Raw genomic sequence first — 20,382 nt, forward strand, 5'->3', positions numbered from 1 at the left:
ATCTTAAGTTTATCGTTAAAAACTTTTAATATAAAATTAACGCTTAATATTCTAAGTTTGTGCATCCTATCTAAATCGTAACTTCATGAAAAACACAAAATCCCTATGTTTAGGGCTATTATTTATAGTAGCAGGCTTAAACAATGTAAACGCTCAATTTGGAGGTTTAAAAGACAAATTATTAAAAGTGGGTACGGCCCAGGGTGCTAAAGCTTTAGGCGTAGATAAGTTTTTAAAACAGCCTGCTGCCATTACCACCAGTTTTGAAGATGTAAACAGGGAAGGCGAAAAAATGCCAGACTTTATTACTTCTTTAAAATTAAAAGCTCAGCCTTTATATTTATTACCTAAAAACCCTGAAGGTGGTTTCGTGCTCTGCGAAGGTCTTTATGAGATGACCAATAAAAGTTATTGTTTAAAGGCCGGAACTTTTGCGCCATCAAAAGGAGATGGTTACATGTTTGCCCCGGTTTTAGGCCCGAAAGAAGAAATTGTGGTTTCTATTTTAAAGAGTGCCGAAAAACACCCTGAAGTAGAACAGCACGACATACAAGCGCTACTCTGGACCATTATTGCCAGAACAAAATTTGCCGATTATAACGGACAGGTTAAAGTAACCGCCATTAAACTATTAACACCTAAACAACTTACACAATTAGAAGGTGGTGCCCTGGGTATTTTACCTTTTGATGTGATGGAAAAAGCCAAAGATCAATTGCCATCAGGCGTGAGGGCAGTTTTCGAGGCAGAGAATAATATTCGCCAATTGGTAGCTTCAGGCAATTATACTTACGCCGACATGGAAAAATATGCCATTGTTGCCGGCATGGCGCCACCAAGGAGCGATGTACCAAGTGGTATCTGGACGAAACATCCTGACGGCTATTATTTACGTTATTTTCCTTCAGGATATTCGATTACCAAAGTTCAGATTTATGTGCCAAAAGAATTGTTGGCCAATGGAACAAAACTTATTTATGATGCTGCAGGAGATATTGCTTGTCCCGCCAATACAGGATCGCAACGTTTGGCACAGACCAATGAGCCATTGGAGGCAAATTATTCGTTAAAGTTGACTACGGTTTGTAATCCTAAGTAAGTTTTAAGGCCTCGCAGGTTTTTAAAAACTGCGAGGTCTAATTAAATTAACCCAGTGCCTGCTCTAAATCGGCAATAATATCATCTACATGCTCTAATCCTACTGAAATGCGGAGCAAATTTTTAGGTGTTTTGCTATCAGGCCCTTCAACCGAATAACGGTGTTCAATTAAACTCTCTACACCACCTAAACTCGTTGCCTGTGCAAATAGTTGAACTTTATTTACCACTTTATGAGCAGCTTCTACGTCGCCCTTAACTAAAAACGACATCATTCCACTAAAATCTTTCATCTGTTTTTTGGCAATTGCATGCTGTGGGTGACTTTCCAACCCGGGATAAAACACAGCTTCTACATTAGGATGTCCGTTTAAATAGTCGGCTACTTTTTTTCCGTTTTCGCAATGGCCTTTCATGCGGTAGGCCAGGGTTTTAATGCTACGGGTTAATAAAAAGCAATCGAAAGGAGAGGGCACCGCGCCGCCAGTTTGCTGTATATTTTTGATGCGATCCCATAATTCATCTTTTTTGGCCGTAATTAAAATCCCACCAAGTACATCACTATGACCACCTAAATATTTGGTACTGCTGTGCATTACCATATCAGCGCCTAATAAAATCGGATTCTGTAAAATCGGAGAAGCAAAGGTGCTGTCGCAAACCAAAATGATATTTTTAGCTTTAGCAATTTTGGCAATTTCTTCAATATCTGTAACCTTAAGCAAAGGGTTTGAGGGCGTTTCAATCCAGATCAACTGCGTATTCGGTTTAATACTGTTCTCTATCAGTTTTAAATCGGTTTGATCGACAAAATCGAACGCTAAACTTTCGTTAAAAATGGTAAGCAATTGTTTTTTTATCCCCCAGTACATGTCGTCAGGTGCAATAATATGGCTACCAGGTTTTAATGCCTGGAACATGGCCAATCCACAGGTATTGCCTGATGAAAAGGCCGCTGCATCTTCACCATATTCTAATTTAGCTACAGTGTTTTCTAAAGCAGACCGGTTTGGATTACTTACCCTGCTATACATGTGCCCACCCGGGTAACCTCCGTCTTCGCCCCGAAAAAAAGTTGTGCTCAGATTAAGTGGTGGCGTAACATCACCTGTGGCTGTTTTTATAAGATTAGAGGCGTGAATAGCAAGGGTTTCGGGTTTCATGATTATGGGTGTTAAACGAAATAATTTTAGGATGCAATTTAATAATTTGCCGCTAATTTAAGGTTCGTTATGGTTTTGGCAAGATTTATGTAACAAGTTTGTCGAAATTTAATTAAACAAAAGATGAAAAGATTATTTATAGCTATCGCAATAGCATGTTCTACTTTAGTAATGTTACAAAGTTGTAATACCGCAAAAAGGGTAACTGCTGGTGTTACGGGTAGCAGAGGTACAGTTGTTCGCGACTGGGTAGTAAGTAATGTAGCTTTAGAAGGTTTACCTGATGGCGCCGTACAAGGCTTATTTGGCGAAAAATCTTACAAATGTTTTCAAGGCAGTACATGGAACTTAACCAATAGCGGTAATGGTTCTTACACTTTACCAGCATCAAGCGCTTGTGGTTCGGTAATGCAGACTATTTTCTGGTCAGCTGCGCCTAAAGATCAGACTTTCCAGTTTAAAAAAATCTATGAAGGTGATAAAGCTAAAAACGTAACAGAAGGTTACCGTTTAGTATTAACTGATCTTTCAAGCACACAGATGATTTTAAAATCACCTATCGAATTCGGTGGCAAAACTGCAAACATCGTTTTAACGTTTGTGCCTGCAGCAAGATAGTGAGATGAAAAATATCAACCTGTGAAAAACATATAAAGCACTTCTGCAAAGAGGTGCTTTTTTGTTTGATGATCATTAACCATTTGTTCGGTTGATTGCTAGGTGCGGGAGCCTCACCAATGACTAATGAACCAATGAACTATTCTACTAATCTTTGTTTGTTACAAGAAAATGATTTTCAAATCACCTCATTATTGTATTTTTGTTCAAAATAAATCAGGAATGAATACAACTGAGCAAGTTGAAAAAATATTAGCTGATACCAATTTATCAACTGAATTACAAAACATAGCACACAAAGTTCTTCACGGAGAGCGCATTACATTTGATGAAGGTGTGCATCTTTACGAACATGCCGAACTAGGTTACCTGGGGGTTCTCGCAAATTACATCCGTGAGAAAAAACACGGCGATAAAACTTATTTTAATCGCAATTTCCATTTAGAACCAACCAATCTTTGTGTTTACGACTGCAAATTCTGCTCGTATTCGCGTTTAATCAAACAAAAAGAGGAAGGCTGGGCTTTAACCATGGAGCAAATGCTCGATATTGTTAAAAAATACGATGGAGAACTGGTAACGGAAGTGCATATCGTTGGAGGCGTGCTTCCACAATATGATGTGGCATTTTATTCGGCATTGTTTACCGCGATTAAACAACATCGCCCTGATTTGCATGTAAAAGCATTAACACCTGTAGAGTATCACTATATTTTCAAAAAAGCTAAAATCGATTACGCAACAGGTATGCGTTTAATGAAAGAAGCCGGATTGGAATCAATACCAGGTGGTGGTGCAGAGATTTTCCATCCAGAAATCAGGGAGCAGATTGCCAAAGATAAATGTACTGGTCAGCAGTGGTTGGATATACATGAAGAATGGCACAAATTAGGTATGCGTAGTAATGCGACCATGCTATACGGGCATATTGAAAAATACTGGCACCGCGTAGATCACATGGAGAAACTTCGTGAACTGCAGGACCGTACCGGTGGTTTCCAGACTTTTATACCCTTAAAATTCAGAAATCAGCATAACCAGATGAGTAATGTGCCTGAAACTTCAGTAATTGAAGATTTAAGAAATTATGCCATTGCCCGTATCTATATGGATAACTTCGATCACATTAAAGCTTATTGGGCAATGATCAGTCGCGAAACCGCTCAGTTATCTTTAAATTATGGTGTGGATGATATCGACGGTACTTTGGATGATACCACAAAAATATATTCAATGGCCGGTGCAGAAGAACAGACGCCTGCAATGAGCACTAAAGAACTGGTTAATCTGATTAAACAGGTTGGTAGAAAGGCGATAGAACGCGATACACTATATAATGTGGTTACCGATTTTGAAGGTGTAGTTTTCGAAGAAGAGAAGAAACCGCAATATTATAAATTACCAGTGGTGAATTAAGGATTGAATTAGAGAATGACCGAATGAGTGAATGAGGATATTGAGCGTTAAATTTAACATTCAATAACTCAAAAATCTCTCATTCAATAATTAATTAGATGAAGGAAATATACATCATACGCCACGGCGAAACGGAACTTAACAGAAAAGGCATAGTACAGGGCAGAGGTATAAATTCTGACTTAAATGATTTAGGCAGGGCACAAGCGGAGGCTTTTTACCAGACTTACAAAGACATTCCTTTTGATAAGATATACACTTCGGATTTAAAACGTACCTGGCAAACGGTTCAGAAGTTTATTGATTCGGAATTGCCTTGGGAAAAACTTTCGGGCTTAGATGAGTTGGCCTGGGGTGTTTGGGAAGGAAAACCGAATACCGAAGATGCACGGGATGCTTTCCGTGAGATGTTACAGAGCTGGGAGAATGGCGATTATACCGCTCATTTTGATGGTGGTGAAAGCGTACAGGATGTTTATGAACGTTTAAAACAACCCATGGAAGTTTTAATGACGCGGCCAGAAGAAAAAACTGTGCTGATTTGTATGCACGGCAGGGCAATGCGAGTTTTTCTATGCTTATTATTGGGGAAGCCATTGAGCGAAATGACCGAATTCCCACATCAGAATACTGTGCTTTATAAAATGGGTTTCGAAAACGGGAAATTTACTGTTCTCGAATTTAACAGTGCCGTCCATTTAGACGGTTTAGTAATTGAATAATACGCTTATCGCCAAACGCGAAGCGCAAAATATAACACCTTGAATAAGATTAAAATATCGGCTGTTGCTTACACCAACACCAAAGCTTTTATATACGGATTAGAACATTCGGACATTATAAATAAAATTGATTTAAGTTTAGATATCCCTTCAGATTGCGCAGCCAAAGTAATTAACGGTCAGGCTGATATCGGGTTAATGCCTGTTGCAGCAATTCCTTTGGTTCCCAACGCTAACATCGTAGCAGATTACTGCATCGGCAGCGATGGAGGTGTAAATTCTGTATTCATTTTTAGTGAAGTTCCGGCGGCCGAAATTAAAACGATAAGGCTTGATGCCCATTCGCGCACCTCTAATAATTTAGCCAAAGTATTATTAAAATTCTATTGGAAAAAAGAAGTGGAGTTTACTACCGATCCCACTGCAAAAACAGATGCTTTTGTTTTAATAGGAGACAGGACATTTGGTAAAAAGGATGATTTTGCTTATGCTTATGATATGGGTGAGGAGTGGAAAAACTTTACCGGTTTGCCATTTATGTACGCAGCCTGGGTGGCTAATAAAGAAATCTCTCAGGAATTTAAGACCGAATTTAATAAGGCTTTAAAATTTGGCCTGGATCATAGAAAGGAAGTATTAGAGGAGTTACCAGCATCGCCAAATTTCGATCTGGAAGACTATTTGTATCATAAACTTCAGTTTGATGTAACTGACGACCGTAAAAAGGCATTGAATTTGTTTTTAGGGTATATTGAGCAGTTGTAAAATAGAATCGCTTTTTACAGAATCAAATCCTAAATTAGCCTAAAATCCATTTTTAATGTTAGATGAATTAGAGATTATTCCTGTTGATTTGTTGGCACCCTATTCTTCGCAGGTTAATGATGATTTACAGGAGAAATGGGATCAATTACAGGATGCAGAATTATCTACAAATGAATTTAGTTTTTACACATCAGTAGCATCAGTTTATTCAAGCAAAATAGAGGGCGAGGATATAGAACTTGATTCTTATATCAAACATAAAAGGTTTGGTATTGAGTTTTTACCTGATTACACAAAAAAAATCGACGATTTATATTCCGCATACGATTTTGCCAAAGTTAATCAGATCAAAACCGACAATATTGCGAAGGCCCATCAATTATTGAGTAAACACATTGTGGCCAAAAATTATCAAGGGAAGTTTAGAAACCACAATATGTATGTTTCTACCCCTGATGGGCGTATAGAATATGTAGCCGTATCTCCAATAAAACTTGCCGAAGAAATGGAAAAATTACACCACGATTTAACTTTATTGTTAAAGGCAAGATTAAATATTAAAGAAATCTTCTTTTTTGCTTCCATGATCCATTTGGTATTTGTGAAAATCCATCCTTTTAATGATGGAAACGGCCGCACAGGTAGATTGTTGGAAAAATGGTTTCTATCTGAAAAACTAGGTGATAAGGCGTGGTTTGTTCAATCAGAGAAGATGTATTATGAAAATCATCAAACCTATTATCAAAACTTAAGGGTTTTAGGTTTAGAATATGAAGAATTGGATTATACAAAAGCATTATCCTTTTTATTGATGTTGCCCAAGGCATTATGATTAAACAGATCAAAAGGAAAAAATGCCTTGCAAAGTATCCAATATTTCCGCTTAGAACATATAATGAGGATATTGAAGATTATGATTATTTCTATCCAGATACTTTTTCAAGTTATATTTTAATACTGAAATCGAAAAGCTACAAAAAGCTCCTAAATAATTTAGGAAAACAACTTTCAGATCTCTGTGCTGGTTTAAAATCAGGTAGTTTGATTTTCCTTGGTGATGAAAAGTTGGCATGGAGGTTTCGTGAAGGGAAATATAAGAATTTTAAAAAAGGAATGGAGTATTTTGCTAATCAGGGTATTAAGAAAACATTTTCTGGTGGTTTAGCCGTTGGTACAGATGATATGGTTGAATTTGTTAAATACCTTACCGACCTGACAGCAGTTAATGGATTTATACAATATGTTCATTTTATTAATGAATCTCAAAACATCATCGGCTCAATTTGCAATTATGGGGATATTCATATTACTACAATGAATAAAGATGGCAATGAGCTGCTTATACAAGCTGTTTCAAATACAAAATTTGAATTTGTAAATGGAAAATGTTATTCGCAATTCTATATTAAAGATAGAAGGCCAACATCGTTTTAAAAATAAAAAAGCAACCTGATCAGATTGCTTTTTGTTATCGTTATGCTGAAATTGTTTCAGCATCTAGTAGTATGCTTTAATGACTTTTCATTTTCCCAGCCACTTTTTCAAGTGTACTTTTTAATTTGGTCAATGCACCGGTGATGGCCAAATCATAAGTATTTCCAAGGTTAGAAACCGCAATAGGTTCTTTGCCGGTAATCCTGGCTTCTAATAAACATCTTTTATCATCTAAGCCATCTTTGCTGCCATTCTCATCAGATAAATGAACTTCCAGGCGTGTAATTAAATCACTATATCTGCTCAAACCTTCGCTTAATTGGGTTTGGATTTTTTCGTCGTACTCCTGGTGTATGGTTAAATTTTTGTCGGTGTTCAGTTGGATCGTCATAATTAAAAAATTAGGTTAAATTTATATTAGGTTAACACATGAGTGAGGTTAATTGTTTCTATGGGTTAACTGGTTAATCGTATAAATTGGTTAAGTGTTTAAGTACGAGAAAGATTATGCAAATTGGTTAAAACAGTCCATTGTTTATAAACCTGATTGAAATGAAAAGCCCGTAAGTGAGGAACGAGCGCGGACTTGTAATGAAAAGCAGGACTGTTATTCCCAAAATGTACCAAACCCTGATTTTCAAAATAATATGGACCACCTATGTCACCTGAGTACATTTAAGTATCGGTTGGCTTCATTATTATCTTTAGCCAGACCTCGCAGGTATAATTCGGGGTATATGTGTTTAGCTACCTCATTGAGGGCTACGCGATTTTGGAAACCTGCGAGGTCTGATTTTTACTTACTAATTAACAAAAATACCACAGCGGCCAGTATCGATCCGATAATCGGGCCAACAATAGGTACCCATGCATACCCCCAATCGCTGCTACCTTTGCCTTTCATCGGGATTAATGAGTGAACAATCCTGGGGCCTAAATCCCTTGCCGGGTTGATGGCATATCCTGTTGTTCCGCCTAAAGCCAAACCAATTACCCATACTAAAAAGGCTACTGGAATAGCACCCATCGAGCCTAAGCCAATAGGCATTACTGTTTCTTTTGTGCCCATACTGGCATCTGTAAAGTGAAAAATCACAAATATGAGTACAAAAGTCCCAATAATTTCTGAAGCGAGATTTGATAATTTATTTCTAATGGCTGGCGATGTAGCAAAAGGCGCCGCTTTTAAACCTGCATCATCCGTTGCATCGAAATGATCTTTGTAAATAATCCAGACCAAAAAAGAACCCGTCATTGCGCCAGCGAGTTGTGCGAGGATATAATAGGGTACCAAGGTCCAGCTAAAGCCTTTTCCAATAGCCAAACCTAACGTTACAATGGGGTTTAAATGTGCGCCACTGTATGGTCCGGCCACCACTACGCCTACGAAAACGGCAAGTGCCCAGGCGGTTGTAATGACAATCCAACCACTGTTATTGCCTTTTGTACCCTTTAACACTACATTCGCTACCACACCATTTCCTAAGAGCATCATTAGTGCGGTACCAATAAATTCTGCGAGATATACGTTCATAACAATTAAAATCTTATCAATTTCCTAATTAATCTTCTGCATTTACCCTGGCCGCTTTTACCGCCCTGTTCCAGCCTTTTATCCTTTCGGCATTGTCTATGCCTTCTTCAGCGGTAAAGGTTCTGTTGATCTTCCACTGGTCGCGGATCTGATCTATACTGTCCCAGAAACCAGTAGCCAAACCAGCCAGATAAGCAGCTCCAATAGCCGTAACTTCTGTTACTTCCGGCCTGATGACTTCACAGTTTAAAAGATCTGCCTGAAACTGCATTAATAAATCGTTGGCCGTAGCGCCACCATCCACCCGGAGTTCGGCAATATTTACACCTGCATCAGCTTCCATAGCCTTTAAAACATCCATGGTTTGGTAAGCAATACTTTCTAAAGCCGCCCTCGCAATATGCGATTTGTTGGTCCCGCGTGTTAATCCGGTTATCGTTCCGCGTGCGTGCTGGTCCCAGTGTGGGGCGCCTAAGCCTGCGAAAGCGGGTACAACGTATACACCATCAGTATCTTTTACTTTTTTAGCGAGGGTTTCTACATCAGCAGACCTTGAAATGAAGCCCATTTCGTCCCTAAGCCATTGTACAACCGCACCACCTATAAAAATACTGCCTTCAAGCGCATAATTTACTTCTCCGTTAATCTGCCAGGCGATGGTGGTTAAGAGGTTGTTGTCAGAAATTTTTGGCTTTTTACCGATATTCATCAGCATGAAACAGCCTGTGCCATACGTATTTTTTACCATGCCGATTTCGGTACACATCTGACCGAAAAGTGCCGATTGCTGATCGCCGGCAATGCCCGCTATTGGAATTTTAGCCGCCAGTATTCTTCCTGCAGTTTCGCCATAAACTTCACTTGAGGATTTCACCTCGGGCAGCATTTCTTTTGGAATAGAAAATAATTCGAGCAGTTCTTCATCCCAACTCAAGGTATGGATGTTGTAAAGCATGGTGCGCGAGGCGTTGGTTACATCGGTAACATGTTTTTCGCCTGCTGTCAGTTTCCAGATCAACCAGGTATCTATGGTGCCGAAGGCCAGTTTTCCGGCTTCAGCCTTTTCCCGTGCACCTTCTACATTTTCTAAAATCCACCTGGCTTTGGTGGCGGAGAAATAAGAATCGATGATTAAACCCGTTTTTTCCTGTATTTTATTGGCTAAGCCTTTCGCTTTAACTTCATCGCAATAAGCAGAAGTACGCCTGTCTTGCCAAACAATGGCATTATAAATGGGCATTCCGGTTTCTTTATCCCAAACCACTGTGGTTTCGCGCTGATTGGTAATGCCAATAGCAGAAATATCGTTTACGGTAAGACTGGCTTTCACAATTACTTCGGTAACCACGGCCAACTGTGTAGACCAGATTTCCATCGGATCATGTTCCACCCATCCGGCTTTCGGATAAATCTGCGTGAATTCTTTTTGCGCAATGGCAACAATTTCACCATCGTGGTTAAAAATAATGGCTCTCGAACTTGTGGTTCCCTGATCGATAGACAAGATGTATTTGCTCATAATTAAGAATTTGGTTAGCGGACTATGCCTTAACGGTTATTTTATAGGTTGATGATAAAGGTAACCATCGGCTAATTTATTAAAAGTTTCAATCTGTTCGGTTTCCCAGTTTTCACCTGCCGATAATTCTTTGGCCAGGAGCAAGGCTACCCTCGGTGCCATATCTTTTGCAGCCTGGGCATCAATAAATAATATCCTCAGCCTTCTGCTTAAAATATCTTCTACAGTTTCGGCCATTTCATTCCTTGCAGACCAAACTACTTCTGCTTGGGTAAAAGGGAAAGATGAATGTAACTGCTGCCCAAGAGTAGGATCTTGTTTGATTAAAGCCTCGATTTTATCACGGTCTGATCCATATATCGATAAATGATGATCTTCTTCGATCATTTGGCTGCCATGGATGCTGAGATTTTCGGTTACGCATGCTTTCGGTTCTAAACCAGCCTGCTTAATGGCTAAATCAACGGTTTCTTCAGCCATGCGACGATAAGTGGTCCATTTTCCACCAGTTATGGTGATTAATCCCTTTGCCGAAACAATCAGTTTATGATCCCTGCTGATTTCTTTTGTACTGTTTCCATCGCCGCTTGTTGGTGCTGCCAATGGCCGTAAACCAGAGAACACACTTAATATATCTTTTTCCAGGGGTTTGCGGTTAAAATAAGTTGCCGCAGTACCCATAATAAAATCAACTTCTTCTTTCAAAGCCCTGGGTTCGAGGCTGTGTTCATCTAATGGGGTATCGGTGGTGCCTACCAATAAATGTTCGTGCCAGGGAACCGCAAATAATACACGCCCATCAGAAGTTTTAGGGATCATTAAAGCCGATTCGCTGTTTAAAAAGCTTTTTTCCAATACCACATGTACACCCTGACTAGGGCGAACCATCTTTTTCGAATCGGGATTGTTCATGTGCAGGATGTCATCTACAAACACACCCGTTGCATTAATCACTACTTTGCCTTTAAACTGTACTTTTAAACCTGTTATGGAATCTTCCGTTTCGATCCCTGTAATGGTTTCGCCATCTTTTAATAAACCAGTTACTTTGGTATAACTTAATAATGAAGCACCTTTTTCGATAGCGGTTTGAGCGATATTGATGGCTAAACGGGCATCATCAAACTTTCCGTCATAATACCTGATGCTGCCTTTTAAACCTTTTGCTTTAATGCCCGGCATCATGGCCAGTGTTTCTGCCTTAGAGAAATATTTAGATTTTCCGAAACTGTATTTTCCTGCCAGCCAATCGTACAGGGTAAGTCCGGTTAAATATTTAATAATGGAAAACCAATCGTAGCAGGGGATGAGGAACGCTTCTTTATGTACCAGGTGTTTAGCGTTCTGTTGTAATAATCCACGTTCTTTAAGGGCGTGTCTCACAAGGCCAATATCTCCCTGGGCCAGGTAGCGTACGCCTCCGTGTACCAGTTTTGTGCTGCGGCTTGATGTTCCTTTTGCATAATCAGCCTGCTCAACCAGTAAAGTTTTATAACCCCGACTGGCCGCATCAAGTGCTGTGCCTAAGCCAGTTGCCCCGCCACCAATGATGATCAGGTCCCAATTTATGTTTTCTGCTAGGAGCGGCTGATGTAATCTTTTCATTTTTATGTTTAAAAGTAATAAAACGAAACAATACGCAATTATACGAAATCATAATCGGAATAATATAATATCTCTGTTAAAAATTTATTAATTATTTGTTCAAAATATTTTAAAGAATGTTTTTATTGCTAATTTGCAGCCTGCAAATTAGATATATTATGATGAATTTGGCTGAGAGGCACCAGTTTATTTTAAGTCGCCTGCAACGTGATCAGTACATCAACGTAGTGGATTTATGTAAGGAACTGAAAGTGTCGTCGGTAACAATAAGAAAGGACTTAAAACTACTTGAAGATAAAAGCCTTTTGTTTAGGACCCATGGTGGGGCTACTGTAAATAATCCGTATACGGTAGACCGTCCGGTTAATGAGAAAGAGAAAATACAATCTACCGAGAAGAACAAAATCGGGATGGCTGCTGCCGCATTGCTAAACGATAATGATTCTATTGTGATTGCATCAGGTACTACAGTTCTTTATTTTGCTAAGAACATTGCACCAGCAACAAACTTAACCGTTGTTACTTCTGCATTAAATGTGGCTTTGGAATTGATGCGTGAGCCGAGTATTGAAGTGATACAATTGGGCGGTTTGCTTAGAAAAAGTTCCTCATCTGTAATGGGCGCTTATGCGGAACAGGTTTTACAGGATTTTTATTTTAATAAGTTGTTTTTAGGGGTAGATGGGATTGATCTTGATTTCGGATTAACCACCACAAATGCCATGGAGGCACATTTAAACCGTAAAATGATTGGCGCTTCACAAAAGACAATTGTACTGGCCGACTCGACCAAATTTGGAAAAAGAGGCTTCGGAAAGATATGCGGATTAGAAGAAATTGACCATATTATCACTGATAAAGGAATTTCTGAACAAATTGTAAAACATTTAGAGGGCTTGGGTGTTACTGTTACTATCGTGTAGCGCATTCCACGCGAACGGTACATCCCAAACATATAATTTGAACATGGAAAAAAAACGAATACACATTTTAGAAGACGATCAGGAAATCAGAAACGTGATTGAAATCCTGTTAAAGGAAGAGGGTTTTGAATTACAGCTTTCCTCATCATTTGCAGAGCTGAAGAAAAATATCCAGGATGCAATGCCTGATCTTTTCTTGTTAGATGTAATGTTACCCGATGGAAACGGAGCAGAAATCTGCGAAGATTTAAAAACTGACATTTTTACCAAACACATCCCGATTATTGTAATGTCTGCACAGAACAATAGCGAACAAAAAGCGATCGATGCATTTGCAGATGATTACATCAGCAAACCTTTCGACATTTACGATGTTTTGGAACGCATTAATGCGCAGTTAAAAAGAAGTTCGGAAAACAGGACTAAAGTTTAATAAAAACAGGATATAAAAAAAGAGAGAAGCTTAACCGGCTTCTCTCTTTTTTTGGACTAGGATTTTTCTAGTATTCGATTACTACTTTACCAATGGTTTTACCACTTTCCAATAAACGGTGGGCTTCTTTTAAATTTTCTACCGTAAATCCTTTCAGGGTTTGGTTTAGTGTAGTTTTAAGTGTGCCAGTGTCCAATAACTTAGCCAGTTCATTTAAAATATGATGTTGCTGTTCTATATCTTCAGTTTGATACATTGAGCGGGTGTACATCAGTTCCCACGAAAAGGTAACGCTCTTGTTTTTTAATTTATTTAGGGCAACAGGAGTGGCTGAGCCAGTTATCGATACGATGTGGCCCTGCGGTTTAATCAGTTCTACCAGGTCATCCCAATAGCTGTTCAGGTCTACAAAATCGAGTATAAAATCCACTTCCTTAAAACCTGCGGCACGTACTTCTTCAACCAGGTTTTTATGATCCACTACCACATCTGCTCCCATGGCTTTACACCATTCTTTTGTTTCTGGTCGTGAGGCTGTGGTAATCACTTTTAAGCCGCTTATTTTTTTCGCCAGCTGTATGGCAATGGAACCAACACCGCCTGCACCACCAATAATCAGGATGCTTTTTCCTTTATCTTTTTGATTGTTGATGCGGATGCGGTCGTAAAGTGATTCCCAGGCTGTAAGTGCGGTTAATGGCATGGCTGCAGCTTCAGCGTCAGTTAATGATGTGGGTTTTAAACCAACTATACGTTCATCAATCAATTGGTATTCGGCGTTCGAGCCGCTTCGGGTTAAATCACCGGCATAATATACTTCATCTCCGGCTTTAAAAAAGGTTACGCCCTCACCAACGGCTTCAACTGTTCCAACGGCATCCCAGCCAATTACTTTGGGTGTTTCCAGTGTAGTGTCTTTCGCGCTGTTCTGGCGGATTTTATAATCAACCGGATTTACGCTGATGGCCTTTATTTTTACGAGCAGGTCGCGTCCTTTTGGCTCCGGAACAGGTGTTTCAAATGCGATAAAACTTTCGTTTTCGTTTATTGGGAGTGAGGTTTTAAATCCTATGGCTTTCATTGCTGATGAATTTTTTAATTAAAGATATTGTTTTTTTATATAGCAAATATAAACCGATATAGTTTTATAAAACAGTATAAATTTGCTTTTAATTGGTAAATTTGCGCTTTAATTTGATGTGAGATGATTAGCGAAACATTGTACGAACCTTATGAGATTGTTTACAAAAAGTTAGATGAATGCCCAAAATATGGCCATAAACACCTGTTTTTTGAGTTGATATACATCCTCTCCGGTACAGGCAAACAATGCATCAATAACAATAAATTCGATTATCGTGCAGGGCACATGTTTTTGATCACGCCTGAAGATTGCCATTCATTTGAAATAGAAACAACTACCGAATTTTTCTTTCTGCGCTTTGGAAATGTGTACCTCCGCTCAAAGGATTTTCGTACAGATGATGTAAAAAGACTAGAATATATTCTTCAAAATGCCAGTCACCAACCGGGTTGTATCCTCAAAAATTTTTCGGATAAACCATTGGTTAAATCGCTTATAGAGGCCATGATTGCTGAATACGTTAACCGCGATCTTTACAACAAAGAGTTAATAACCAAAATGGTGGATACGATGATTGTGCTGGTGGCCCGTAATATTGCCAAATACCTGCCAGCCAGTATTAAGGAAGACTCGGAACAAAAAACGCTGGCGCTCTTAAACTACATACAGGCCAATATTTATAGTCCGGAGAAACTAAGGGCCGAAAAGCTAAGCGTTGAATTCGGCATTTCGGAAAACTATTTTGGAAAGTATTTTAAAAAACAGACCAATGAAACCCTACAACAATATATTGCCAATTTAAGGATTAAACTGATAGAGGCACGCTTACATTTCAGCGATATGCGGATCAATGAAATTGCATTTGAACTCGGTTTTACTGATGAAAGCCACTTAAACAAGTTTTTTAAATCGCAAAAGGGAATGAGCCTTAAAGCATTCAGGAGTTCGGTTGCGAGTTGATTAAAAAGTGATCGCGCTCTTTTTTTAGTTTGAGCCTTATTATCACCACATCCATTAAATCAAGGTAGTTTTGCTGTAGATTATTTGGTTTTTCCGTTATATCTGCAATCATTTTTATATCAAAAAAACATGTTACATTCCTTCCATATTCCCGTTTTGGGCCTTGTTACTGCATTGATATGCTTTTAAATTAACCAATTAACCAATGACTAATGACCAATGAACATTAATCATCTATCTTTATTATACTTCCCCCTGTAATCTAAAGGGGATAAGCCGGTATATTTCCTGAACACTTCACGGAATGCTTTAACATCTGCATAACCCACCTCGTACATTACCTCGTTTATTGTTTTACGGCTGGTTTCGAAGGCTTTTTTTGCTATTTCGATTTTAACCCGTTGCGCATATTCAATAGGAGTGTTCCCGGTTGCTTTGATAAACCTTCTGTCGAAATTCCTGCGGCCAACATTGAATTTTGAAGAGAGGTCGCTGATGGTGATTTTTTCTTCCAGATTGTGTTCGATGTAGTTTTGGGCCTGTTTCACAATCTCATCTTCATGTTTTTTCTGACCATTAAAAATGGTGAACTCCGATTGCGTGCTGCGGTCGATCTCGATCTGGAACACTTTGGAGCAATAAATAGCGGTTTGCCTGTCGTAGTATTTTTCGATCAGGTATAAAATCAGGTTTAAAAAGGAGTAAGCCCCGCCATTGGTGTAAATTCCGTTTTCGTCGGTAATTAAATGATCCGTTTGCAAATTGATTTTGGGGAACATCACGCGAAAATTTTCAGCAACCGACCAGTGTGTGGAACAAACCTTTCCATCTAACAAACCGGACGCTGCAAGGAGAAACGTACCGGTACAGATGGTGGCAATTTCAGCACCCAGTTGATGCTGTTGCTGCAGCCAGGTAACCAAAGCTTCATTTTCTTTCAGCGCAAGTTCATAATTGTGGTTGAGGGAGGGTACAATAATCAGGTTAGTTTTCGCAATTTCTGCAATCGTAGTATGTGGCTTAACCGAAAACAGACCCGCATTAAAATCTACCTGTTCTGAAACCCCCGCCAGCTGGATGTTGAACAGCTCCTGTTTTGTATTGTTTTTCCAGTACAGGTTTGCCCTCGAGAAAATCTCGTAGGTTCCGGTAATGCTACTCAAATTATTCTCTCCATTGGGTACGATAATCGTCAGGTTTTTCATGGCTGTTTATTTACCCAAAGATAAGGGATACTGTTGTCCAAATCAACCCACTAAATTGTCTATTTAACACCCTAACAAATTATAAAATCCTCTATTACTTTGTCTATCAGCTAAAAAAGATGTTCATTGATTTTAGCTTCTGCCTCAAAAACTGAAAGAAATGAAAATAAAATTAACAATTGCACCGCTTGTATTAGCAGCACTGCTCAGCTGCCAAAACCCGACAGGGAAACCTGTCCAACAAAAAGAATTAACAGAAACTACTCACCTAAAAAAAACAATTATGAACAACAAAGACTATACCACACAGATTGTGGTAAAGAAAGATCCCCAAACAGCATTTGAGGCCATCCAAAACTTCAGGGGCTGGTGGTCGGAAGAAATTCAGGGCCAAAGCGATGTGCTTAACGAATCCTTCTTTTACCATTATAAAGATGTGCATTTGTGCAAACTGAAACTTATCGAAAAAAATCCCGGTCAAAAACTCGTTTATCTGGTACTGGATAACCAGTTCAATTTTGTGAAAGATAAAACAGAATGGATTGGGACGAAGCTGATTTTTGAATTAATGCCGGAAGGTGAGCAAACCAAAATTGTATTTACACACGAGGGTTTGGTACCCGAATATGAGTGTTACAAAGTTTGCCATGATGCATGGACTGGCTACATTCAAGGCAGCCTGAAAAATTTTATTGAAACAGGAAAAGGAAAACCCAATGGCAAAGAAGGCGGCCTTAACGCAGAACTTGTTAAAAAATGGGGGTTACCAGATAAATAATAGGTGCACCAATATTGGGAAAACATTGATCAGTTTATTGAAATAAAATGGAACAGCAAAAAGACTATAACACTTCAATTGTGGTTGATAAATCTGCGGAAGAAGTATTTAATGACATCAATCAGGTTAGCGAGTGGTGGCAGGGAGAAATTAAGGGAGACACCAGGGAAGTGAATGATGAATTTACCTATCAAATGGGCGACGTTCATTTTTCTAAACAAAAAGTGATCGAATCGCTACCTGGAAAAAAAGTGGTGTGGCTGGTTACAGATAGCGAAATCAATTTTGTGACTGATAAAAAGGAGTGGGTAGATACGAAAATCGTATTTGAGATCAGTCCTGAAGGAGACAAAACAAGGTTAACTTTCACCCATCAGGGACTTCTGCCAGCGATCGAATGTTATGGAGGATGTTCAATCGCCTGGGAAAGTTTAATTAAAAAAAGCCTGTTCAGTTATATTCAAACCGGCAAAGGCGTGGCGGTGTTTTAAAATCTGCGGTAATCTGTGTGATCGGCGGGAGAACCTTTCGTTTGATTTTTTCCCGCAGATTTAAATGGATTGAAAAAAACAACTTACTAATCATGAGCGAGTGGAAGGGTTTTACCATATAACATTATATTTTATATGGTTAACAATTAATGTTTAATCAAAAAAGGTCTTCGACTACGCTCAGACTGACAAAACGAGTATATTAAGATTGGATTTTATGGAAACAAAAAAGGGAAGAATTATTGCTAATTCTTCCTTTCATTTGATGCGGAAAGCGAGGGAACTGTACCCTGCCCCATAATCTTGCTCTATATGGTTTTGAAGACACATCTGATAACCGACTCACCGACCTTTTCCTTAGTTGCAGATGCTATGAAATAAAGATTTGAATTAAAATTTAAATTCAAATTATAGCCCGTAGTGGTTAAGAATCATTTTTGCCGAAGTGACTAGCCATGGCTATGTGAATAAACTTGGAATAATGCTATTGCTTTGTTTTATGTTGTTGATTTTCAGTGTTTTTATTTATTTAAAAGTGATGAGTATCAGTTTTCCCTCTGTCGCTCCTCACAAAAATTGGATGTAGAACAGGGTAGGTTTGACCAACAGTTAAATCTAATAAACCTGCTATGAAAACAATCCAAATATTCCAGAAAAAAATCAAACCTATTCTACTATTATTGATGTTCTCGCCGCTAGCGACAGTAGCGCAAACCGCCTATCAGCTTACGCAATCAGGTAGCAGTTCAGTAAAGGTAACAGGTACATCCAATGTGCACGATTGGTCGATGACATCCAAACAGTTCGAAAGCACGGGTACTTTTAACTTCAATTCTCTTGGTGAAATGACAGCTGTAACGGCCCTGAAATTTACCCTGGCGATAAAGAGCCTTAAGAGTGGTAAATCTGCTATGGATGAGCGCACCTATAAAACACTTAACGCAACTGAGTTTCCTAAAATAAGCTATAGGCTCAACTTTGCAACAGTTACTATCGTGCAGGCAAACCGGTATTCCATCCAAACAACAGGGATCCTGACCATTGCAGGTAAAACACAGAGTTTTTCGATGAAAGTTATGGCTTTAGTAAATGCCGACGGTTCAATCAGTTGTCACGGCAGCGAAAACTTGATGCTCACTGATTATGGCATTGAACCGCCAAGTTTTATGCTGGGTGCCATGAAAGTGGGGAATAATCTCGTTATCCATTTTGAATTCGATTATGCTAAAGTTTCATCAGCAAAATAATAACCCATCTATTAAACAGAAGATCATGAAAAATAAATTTACCCTGGTTTCAGTACTTATCGTAGCACTCGCAAGTTTATATGGAATTAAGGTGCATGCACAGGTTGCTAATCTGAGGCCTTATGACAAATCCGGTATTAATGTGTTTGAGGCACCCAAAGATAGCAATGCCGTATTCAATAAAATAAAGGTTCAGTTTGGTGCAGGCTTTACCCAGTCATTCCAGGGGCTGAAGCATGAAAACCTATCGGGTGGACTCTATAAAATTACGCCAGGTTTCAATACCGCAAATGCCAATCTTTTTATGGACGTACAGCTCGCTGATGGGATCAGGCTTAACCTCACAAGCTATCTTTCTTCTCGTCACCACAACGAAACCTGGGTAAAAGGCGGATATATCCAGTTTGACAAGTTGCCATTTAAGGGTAAAATTTGGGATGATATCATGTCGGTAACCACTATCAAAATCGGACACATGGAAATCAATTACGGCGATCAGCATTTTCGTAGGTCTGATGGAGGGCAAACAATCTATAATCCTTTTATTGAAAATTACATCATGGATGGCTTTACCACTGAGATAGGCGGAGAATTTTTAGTGAGAAAAAATTCGCTGTTTGGTTTAATCGGCGTTTCCAATGGGATGATCAAAGGTAACATCGACAGTCTGATCGCAACCCCGCAGGATGCAAACGTGCATAAATCGCCAGCCGTTTATATAAAGGGTGGTTTCGATAAACAGTTGAACAGCGATTTGAGGGTACGTTTGGCCGCTTCTTATTACAGCAATAATAGTTCGGGTGGACAGACGCTATATGGTGGCGACCGTACGGGTTCAAATTATTTTATGGTATTGGAAAAAGTCGGTGCTGTTAGTACCACCAATGCTTTTTCAGGCCGTTTTAATCCTGGTTTTACCAAAAAAGTAAATGCCTTTCAGCTAAACGGATTTATAAAATTACAGGGACTGGAACTTTTTGCAACTTATGAAAACGCGAAAGGCAGATCAAAAACTGAGACTGATAGCAGGGGAGCGGAGCAGATGGCCATAGATGCCGTGTATAGGTTTGGCAAGACAGAGAATTTCTTTATCGGTGCAAAATATAATGTGGTTAGGGCTGCAATGGCAGATGTTGCGGCGGCAGGAACAACTCCTGCAATCGTTTACAGCGGTGATGTAAAAATAGACCGTATTGCTTTTGCCGCAGGCTGGTTTATGACCAAAAATATATTGTTAAAAGGCGAGTACGTAAGCCAGAAGTATAAAAATTTTCCACTCACAGATTTTCGTAGCGGTGGAAAATTCAAAGGTTATGTGATCCAGGCTATTGTGGGCTTTTAGCCTATAAACCTCTAGGCAGGAGCAATCTGTTCCTGCCTTTAAAAA

Annotated in this window: 21 protein-coding genes; 14 read left to right on the forward strand and 7 right to left on the reverse strand. The window is 39.1% G+C overall.

Annotation, left to right across the window (positions count from 1 at the left end):
* The first annotated feature begins 85 nt into the window (after nucleotides 1–85).
* On the forward strand, nucleotides 86–1,099 hold the full coding sequence (locus tag H9L23_RS09170; protein WP_187594671.1) for a hypothetical protein: 1,014 nt from the start codon (nucleotides 86–88) through the stop codon (nucleotides 1,097–1,099).
* Nucleotides 1,100–1,145: 46 nt separating this feature from the next.
* Here the strand turns inward: H9L23_RS09170 and H9L23_RS09175 are convergent, their stop codons facing one another.
* Nucleotides 1,146–2,261, reverse strand: a complete 1,116-nt coding sequence (locus tag H9L23_RS09175) for a trans-sulfuration enzyme family protein (protein ID WP_187594672.1) — start codon at nucleotides 2,259–2,261, stop codon at nucleotides 1,146–1,148.
* Between the two features lie 123 nt (nucleotides 2,262–2,384).
* On the opposite strand from H9L23_RS09175, the gene H9L23_RS09180 reads away from it, so the two are divergent.
* From H9L23_RS09180 to H9L23_RS09205, 6 genes are all read left to right on the forward strand, one after another.
* On the forward strand, nucleotides 2,385–2,879 hold the full coding sequence (locus H9L23_RS09180; protein WP_246474891.1) for a hypothetical protein: 495 nt from the start codon (nucleotides 2,385–2,387) through the stop codon (nucleotides 2,877–2,879).
* 222 nt (nucleotides 2,880–3,101) lie between these two features.
* Nucleotides 3,102–4,295 (forward strand): aminofutalosine synthase MqnE, encoded by a 1,194-nt coding sequence (gene mqnE, locus H9L23_RS09185; protein WP_187594673.1) that lies wholly within the window; start codon nucleotides 3,102–3,104, stop codon nucleotides 4,293–4,295.
* 98 nt (nucleotides 4,296–4,393) lie between these two features.
* Nucleotides 4,394–5,017 (forward strand): histidine phosphatase family protein, encoded by a 624-nt coding sequence (locus H9L23_RS09190; protein ID WP_187594674.1) that lies wholly within the window; start codon nucleotides 4,394–4,396, stop codon nucleotides 5,015–5,017.
* Nucleotides 5,018–5,056: 39 nt separating this feature from the next.
* Nucleotides 5,057–5,782: a menaquinone biosynthetic enzyme MqnA/MqnD family protein gene (locus H9L23_RS09195; protein ID WP_187594675.1), complete on the forward strand. Its 726-nt coding sequence runs from the start codon at nucleotides 5,057–5,059 to the stop codon at nucleotides 5,780–5,782.
* A 55-nt stretch (nucleotides 5,783–5,837) separates the two neighbouring features.
* Nucleotides 5,838–6,614, forward strand: coding sequence for a Fic family protein (locus H9L23_RS09200; RefSeq protein ID WP_187594676.1), 777 nt, complete (start codon nucleotides 5,838–5,840; stop codon nucleotides 6,612–6,614).
* Nucleotides 6,611–7,216 (forward strand): hypothetical protein, encoded by a 606-nt coding sequence (locus tag H9L23_RS09205; protein ID WP_187594677.1) that lies wholly within the window; start codon nucleotides 6,611–6,613, stop codon nucleotides 7,214–7,216. Before H9L23_RS09200 ends, H9L23_RS09205 begins: the two co-directional genes overlap by 4 nt.
* A 76-nt stretch (nucleotides 7,217–7,292) precedes the next feature.
* Here H9L23_RS09205 and H9L23_RS09210 read toward each other — a convergent pair whose 3' ends face one another.
* The 4 genes from H9L23_RS09210 to H9L23_RS09225 form a co-directional block, all read right to left on the reverse strand.
* Nucleotides 7,293–7,607: an HPF/RaiA family ribosome-associated protein gene (locus tag H9L23_RS09210; RefSeq protein ID WP_138820914.1), complete on the reverse strand. Its 315-nt coding sequence runs from the start codon at nucleotides 7,605–7,607 to the stop codon at nucleotides 7,293–7,295.
* A 405-nt stretch (nucleotides 7,608–8,012) separates the two neighbouring features.
* Nucleotides 8,013–8,750, reverse strand: coding sequence for an MIP/aquaporin family protein (locus H9L23_RS09215; protein WP_187594678.1), 738 nt, complete (start codon nucleotides 8,748–8,750; stop codon nucleotides 8,013–8,015).
* A 28-nt stretch (nucleotides 8,751–8,778) separates the two neighbouring features.
* Nucleotides 8,779–10,269, reverse strand: a complete 1,491-nt coding sequence (gene glpK, locus H9L23_RS09220; RefSeq protein WP_187594679.1) for a glycerol kinase GlpK — start codon at nucleotides 10,267–10,269, stop codon at nucleotides 8,779–8,781.
* Between the two features lie 36 nt (nucleotides 10,270–10,305).
* A complete protein-coding gene (locus tag H9L23_RS09225; protein ID WP_187594680.1) occupies nucleotides 10,306–11,874 on the reverse strand; it encodes a glycerol-3-phosphate dehydrogenase/oxidase in 1,569 nt (522 codons plus the stop codon).
* 158 nt (nucleotides 11,875–12,032) lie between these two features.
* Here H9L23_RS09225 and H9L23_RS09230 point away from each other — a divergent pair, with 158 nt between their 5' ends.
* Complete coding sequence (locus H9L23_RS09230) at nucleotides 12,033–12,797, forward strand: DeoR/GlpR family DNA-binding transcription regulator (protein ID WP_121283352.1); 765 nt, start codon at nucleotides 12,033–12,035, stop codon at nucleotides 12,795–12,797.
* Nucleotides 12,798–12,840: 43 nt separating this feature from the next.
* On the forward strand, nucleotides 12,841–13,230 hold the full coding sequence (locus H9L23_RS09235) for a response regulator transcription factor (protein ID WP_025144721.1): 390 nt from the start codon (nucleotides 12,841–12,843) through the stop codon (nucleotides 13,228–13,230).
* A 67-nt stretch (nucleotides 13,231–13,297) separates the two neighbouring features.
* On the opposite strand, the gene H9L23_RS09240 is transcribed toward H9L23_RS09235, so the two are convergent.
* Nucleotides 13,298–14,311: a zinc-binding alcohol dehydrogenase family protein gene (locus H9L23_RS09240; protein WP_187594681.1), complete on the reverse strand. Its 1,014-nt coding sequence runs from the start codon at nucleotides 14,309–14,311 to the stop codon at nucleotides 13,298–13,300.
* A 123-nt stretch (nucleotides 14,312–14,434) separates the two neighbouring features.
* Here H9L23_RS09240 and H9L23_RS09245 point away from each other — a divergent pair, with 123 nt between their 5' ends.
* Nucleotides 14,435–15,274 carry an AraC family transcriptional regulator gene (locus H9L23_RS09245; RefSeq protein ID WP_187594682.1) on the forward strand — a complete coding sequence of 280 codons (840 nt, stop codon included), beginning with the start codon at nucleotides 14,435–14,437 and terminating at the stop codon, nucleotides 15,272–15,274.
* 230 nt (nucleotides 15,275–15,504) lie between these two features.
* Here the strand turns inward: H9L23_RS09245 and H9L23_RS09250 are convergent, their stop codons facing one another.
* Entirely contained in the window at nucleotides 15,505–16,479 is a 975-nt protein-coding gene (locus H9L23_RS09250; protein WP_187594683.1) for a GlxA family transcriptional regulator, read from the reverse strand.
* Between the two features lie 160 nt (nucleotides 16,480–16,639).
* Here H9L23_RS09250 and H9L23_RS09255 point away from each other — a divergent pair, with 160 nt between their 5' ends.
* From H9L23_RS09255 to H9L23_RS09270, 4 genes are all read left to right on the forward strand, one after another.
* Nucleotides 16,640–17,257, forward strand: a complete 618-nt coding sequence (locus H9L23_RS09255) for an SRPBCC family protein (protein WP_246474892.1) — start codon at nucleotides 16,640–16,642, stop codon at nucleotides 17,255–17,257.
* Between the two features lie 47 nt (nucleotides 17,258–17,304).
* On the forward strand, nucleotides 17,305–17,748 hold the full coding sequence (locus tag H9L23_RS09260; protein WP_187594684.1) for an SRPBCC family protein: 444 nt from the start codon (nucleotides 17,305–17,307) through the stop codon (nucleotides 17,746–17,748).
* A 629-nt stretch (nucleotides 17,749–18,377) separates the two neighbouring features.
* Nucleotides 18,378–18,995: a YceI family protein gene (locus H9L23_RS09265; protein WP_187594685.1), complete on the forward strand. Its 618-nt coding sequence runs from the start codon at nucleotides 18,378–18,380 to the stop codon at nucleotides 18,993–18,995.
* A gap of 25 nt (nucleotides 18,996–19,020) precedes the next feature.
* Complete coding sequence (locus H9L23_RS09270; RefSeq protein WP_246474893.1) at nucleotides 19,021–20,337, forward strand: hypothetical protein; 1,317 nt, start codon at nucleotides 19,021–19,023, stop codon at nucleotides 20,335–20,337.
* Nucleotides 20,338–20,382 lie beyond the last annotated feature (45 nt).

Source organism: Pedobacter roseus (assembly GCF_014395225.1).
Lineage (GTDB): Bacteria > Bacteroidota > Bacteroidia > Sphingobacteriales > Sphingobacteriaceae > Pedobacter > Pedobacter roseus.

Coding starts and splice junctions, on each gene's coding strand:
- H9L23_RS09170 (WP_187594671.1), top strand. CDS start 86: ATGAAAAACACAAAATCCCTATGTTTAGGGCTATTATTTATAGTAGCA.
- H9L23_RS09175 (WP_187594672.1), bottom strand. CDS start 2,261: ATGAAACCCGAAACCCTTGCTATTCACGCCTCTAATCTTATAAAAACA.
- H9L23_RS09180 (WP_246474891.1), top strand. CDS start 2,385: ATGAAAAGATTATTTATAGCTATCGCAATAGCATGTTCTACTTTAGTA.
- mqnE (WP_187594673.1), top strand. CDS start 3,102: ATGAATACAACTGAGCAAGTTGAAAAAATATTAGCTGATACCAATTTA.
- H9L23_RS09190 (WP_187594674.1), top strand. CDS start 4,394: ATGAAGGAAATATACATCATACGCCACGGCGAAACGGAACTTAACAGA.
- H9L23_RS09200 (WP_187594676.1), top strand. CDS start 5,838: ATGTTAGATGAATTAGAGATTATTCCTGTTGATTTGTTGGCACCCTAT.
- H9L23_RS09205 (WP_187594677.1), top strand. CDS start 6,611: ATGATTAAACAGATCAAAAGGAAAAAATGCCTTGCAAAGTATCCAATA.
- H9L23_RS09210 (WP_138820914.1), bottom strand. CDS start 7,607: ATGACGATCCAACTGAACACCGACAAAAATTTAACCATACACCAGGAG.
- H9L23_RS09215 (WP_187594678.1), bottom strand. CDS start 8,750: ATGAACGTATATCTCGCAGAATTTATTGGTACCGCACTAATGATGCTC.
- glpK (WP_187594679.1), bottom strand. CDS start 10,269: ATGAGCAAATACATCTTGTCTATCGATCAGGGAACCACAAGTTCGAGA.
- H9L23_RS09225 (WP_187594680.1), bottom strand. CDS start 11,874: ATGAAAAGATTACATCAGCCGCTCCTAGCAGAAAACATAAATTGGGAC.
- H9L23_RS09230 (WP_121283352.1), top strand. CDS start 12,033: ATGATGAATTTGGCTGAGAGGCACCAGTTTATTTTAAGTCGCCTGCAA.
- H9L23_RS09235 (WP_025144721.1), top strand. CDS start 12,841: ATGGAAAAAAAACGAATACACATTTTAGAAGACGATCAGGAAATCAGA.
- H9L23_RS09240 (WP_187594681.1), bottom strand. CDS start 14,311: ATGAAAGCCATAGGATTTAAAACCTCACTCCCAATAAACGAAAACGAA.
- H9L23_RS09245 (WP_187594682.1), top strand. CDS start 14,435: ATGATTAGCGAAACATTGTACGAACCTTATGAGATTGTTTACAAAAAG.
- H9L23_RS09250 (WP_187594683.1), bottom strand. CDS start 16,479: ATGAAAAACCTGACGATTATCGTACCCAATGGAGAGAATAATTTGAGT.
- H9L23_RS09255 (WP_246474892.1), top strand. CDS start 16,640: ATGAAAATAAAATTAACAATTGCACCGCTTGTATTAGCAGCACTGCTC.
- H9L23_RS09260 (WP_187594684.1), top strand. CDS start 17,305: ATGGAACAGCAAAAAGACTATAACACTTCAATTGTGGTTGATAAATCT.
- H9L23_RS09265 (WP_187594685.1), top strand. CDS start 18,378: ATGAAAACAATCCAAATATTCCAGAAAAAAATCAAACCTATTCTACTA.
- H9L23_RS09270 (WP_246474893.1), top strand. CDS start 19,021: ATGAAAAATAAATTTACCCTGGTTTCAGTACTTATCGTAGCACTCGCA.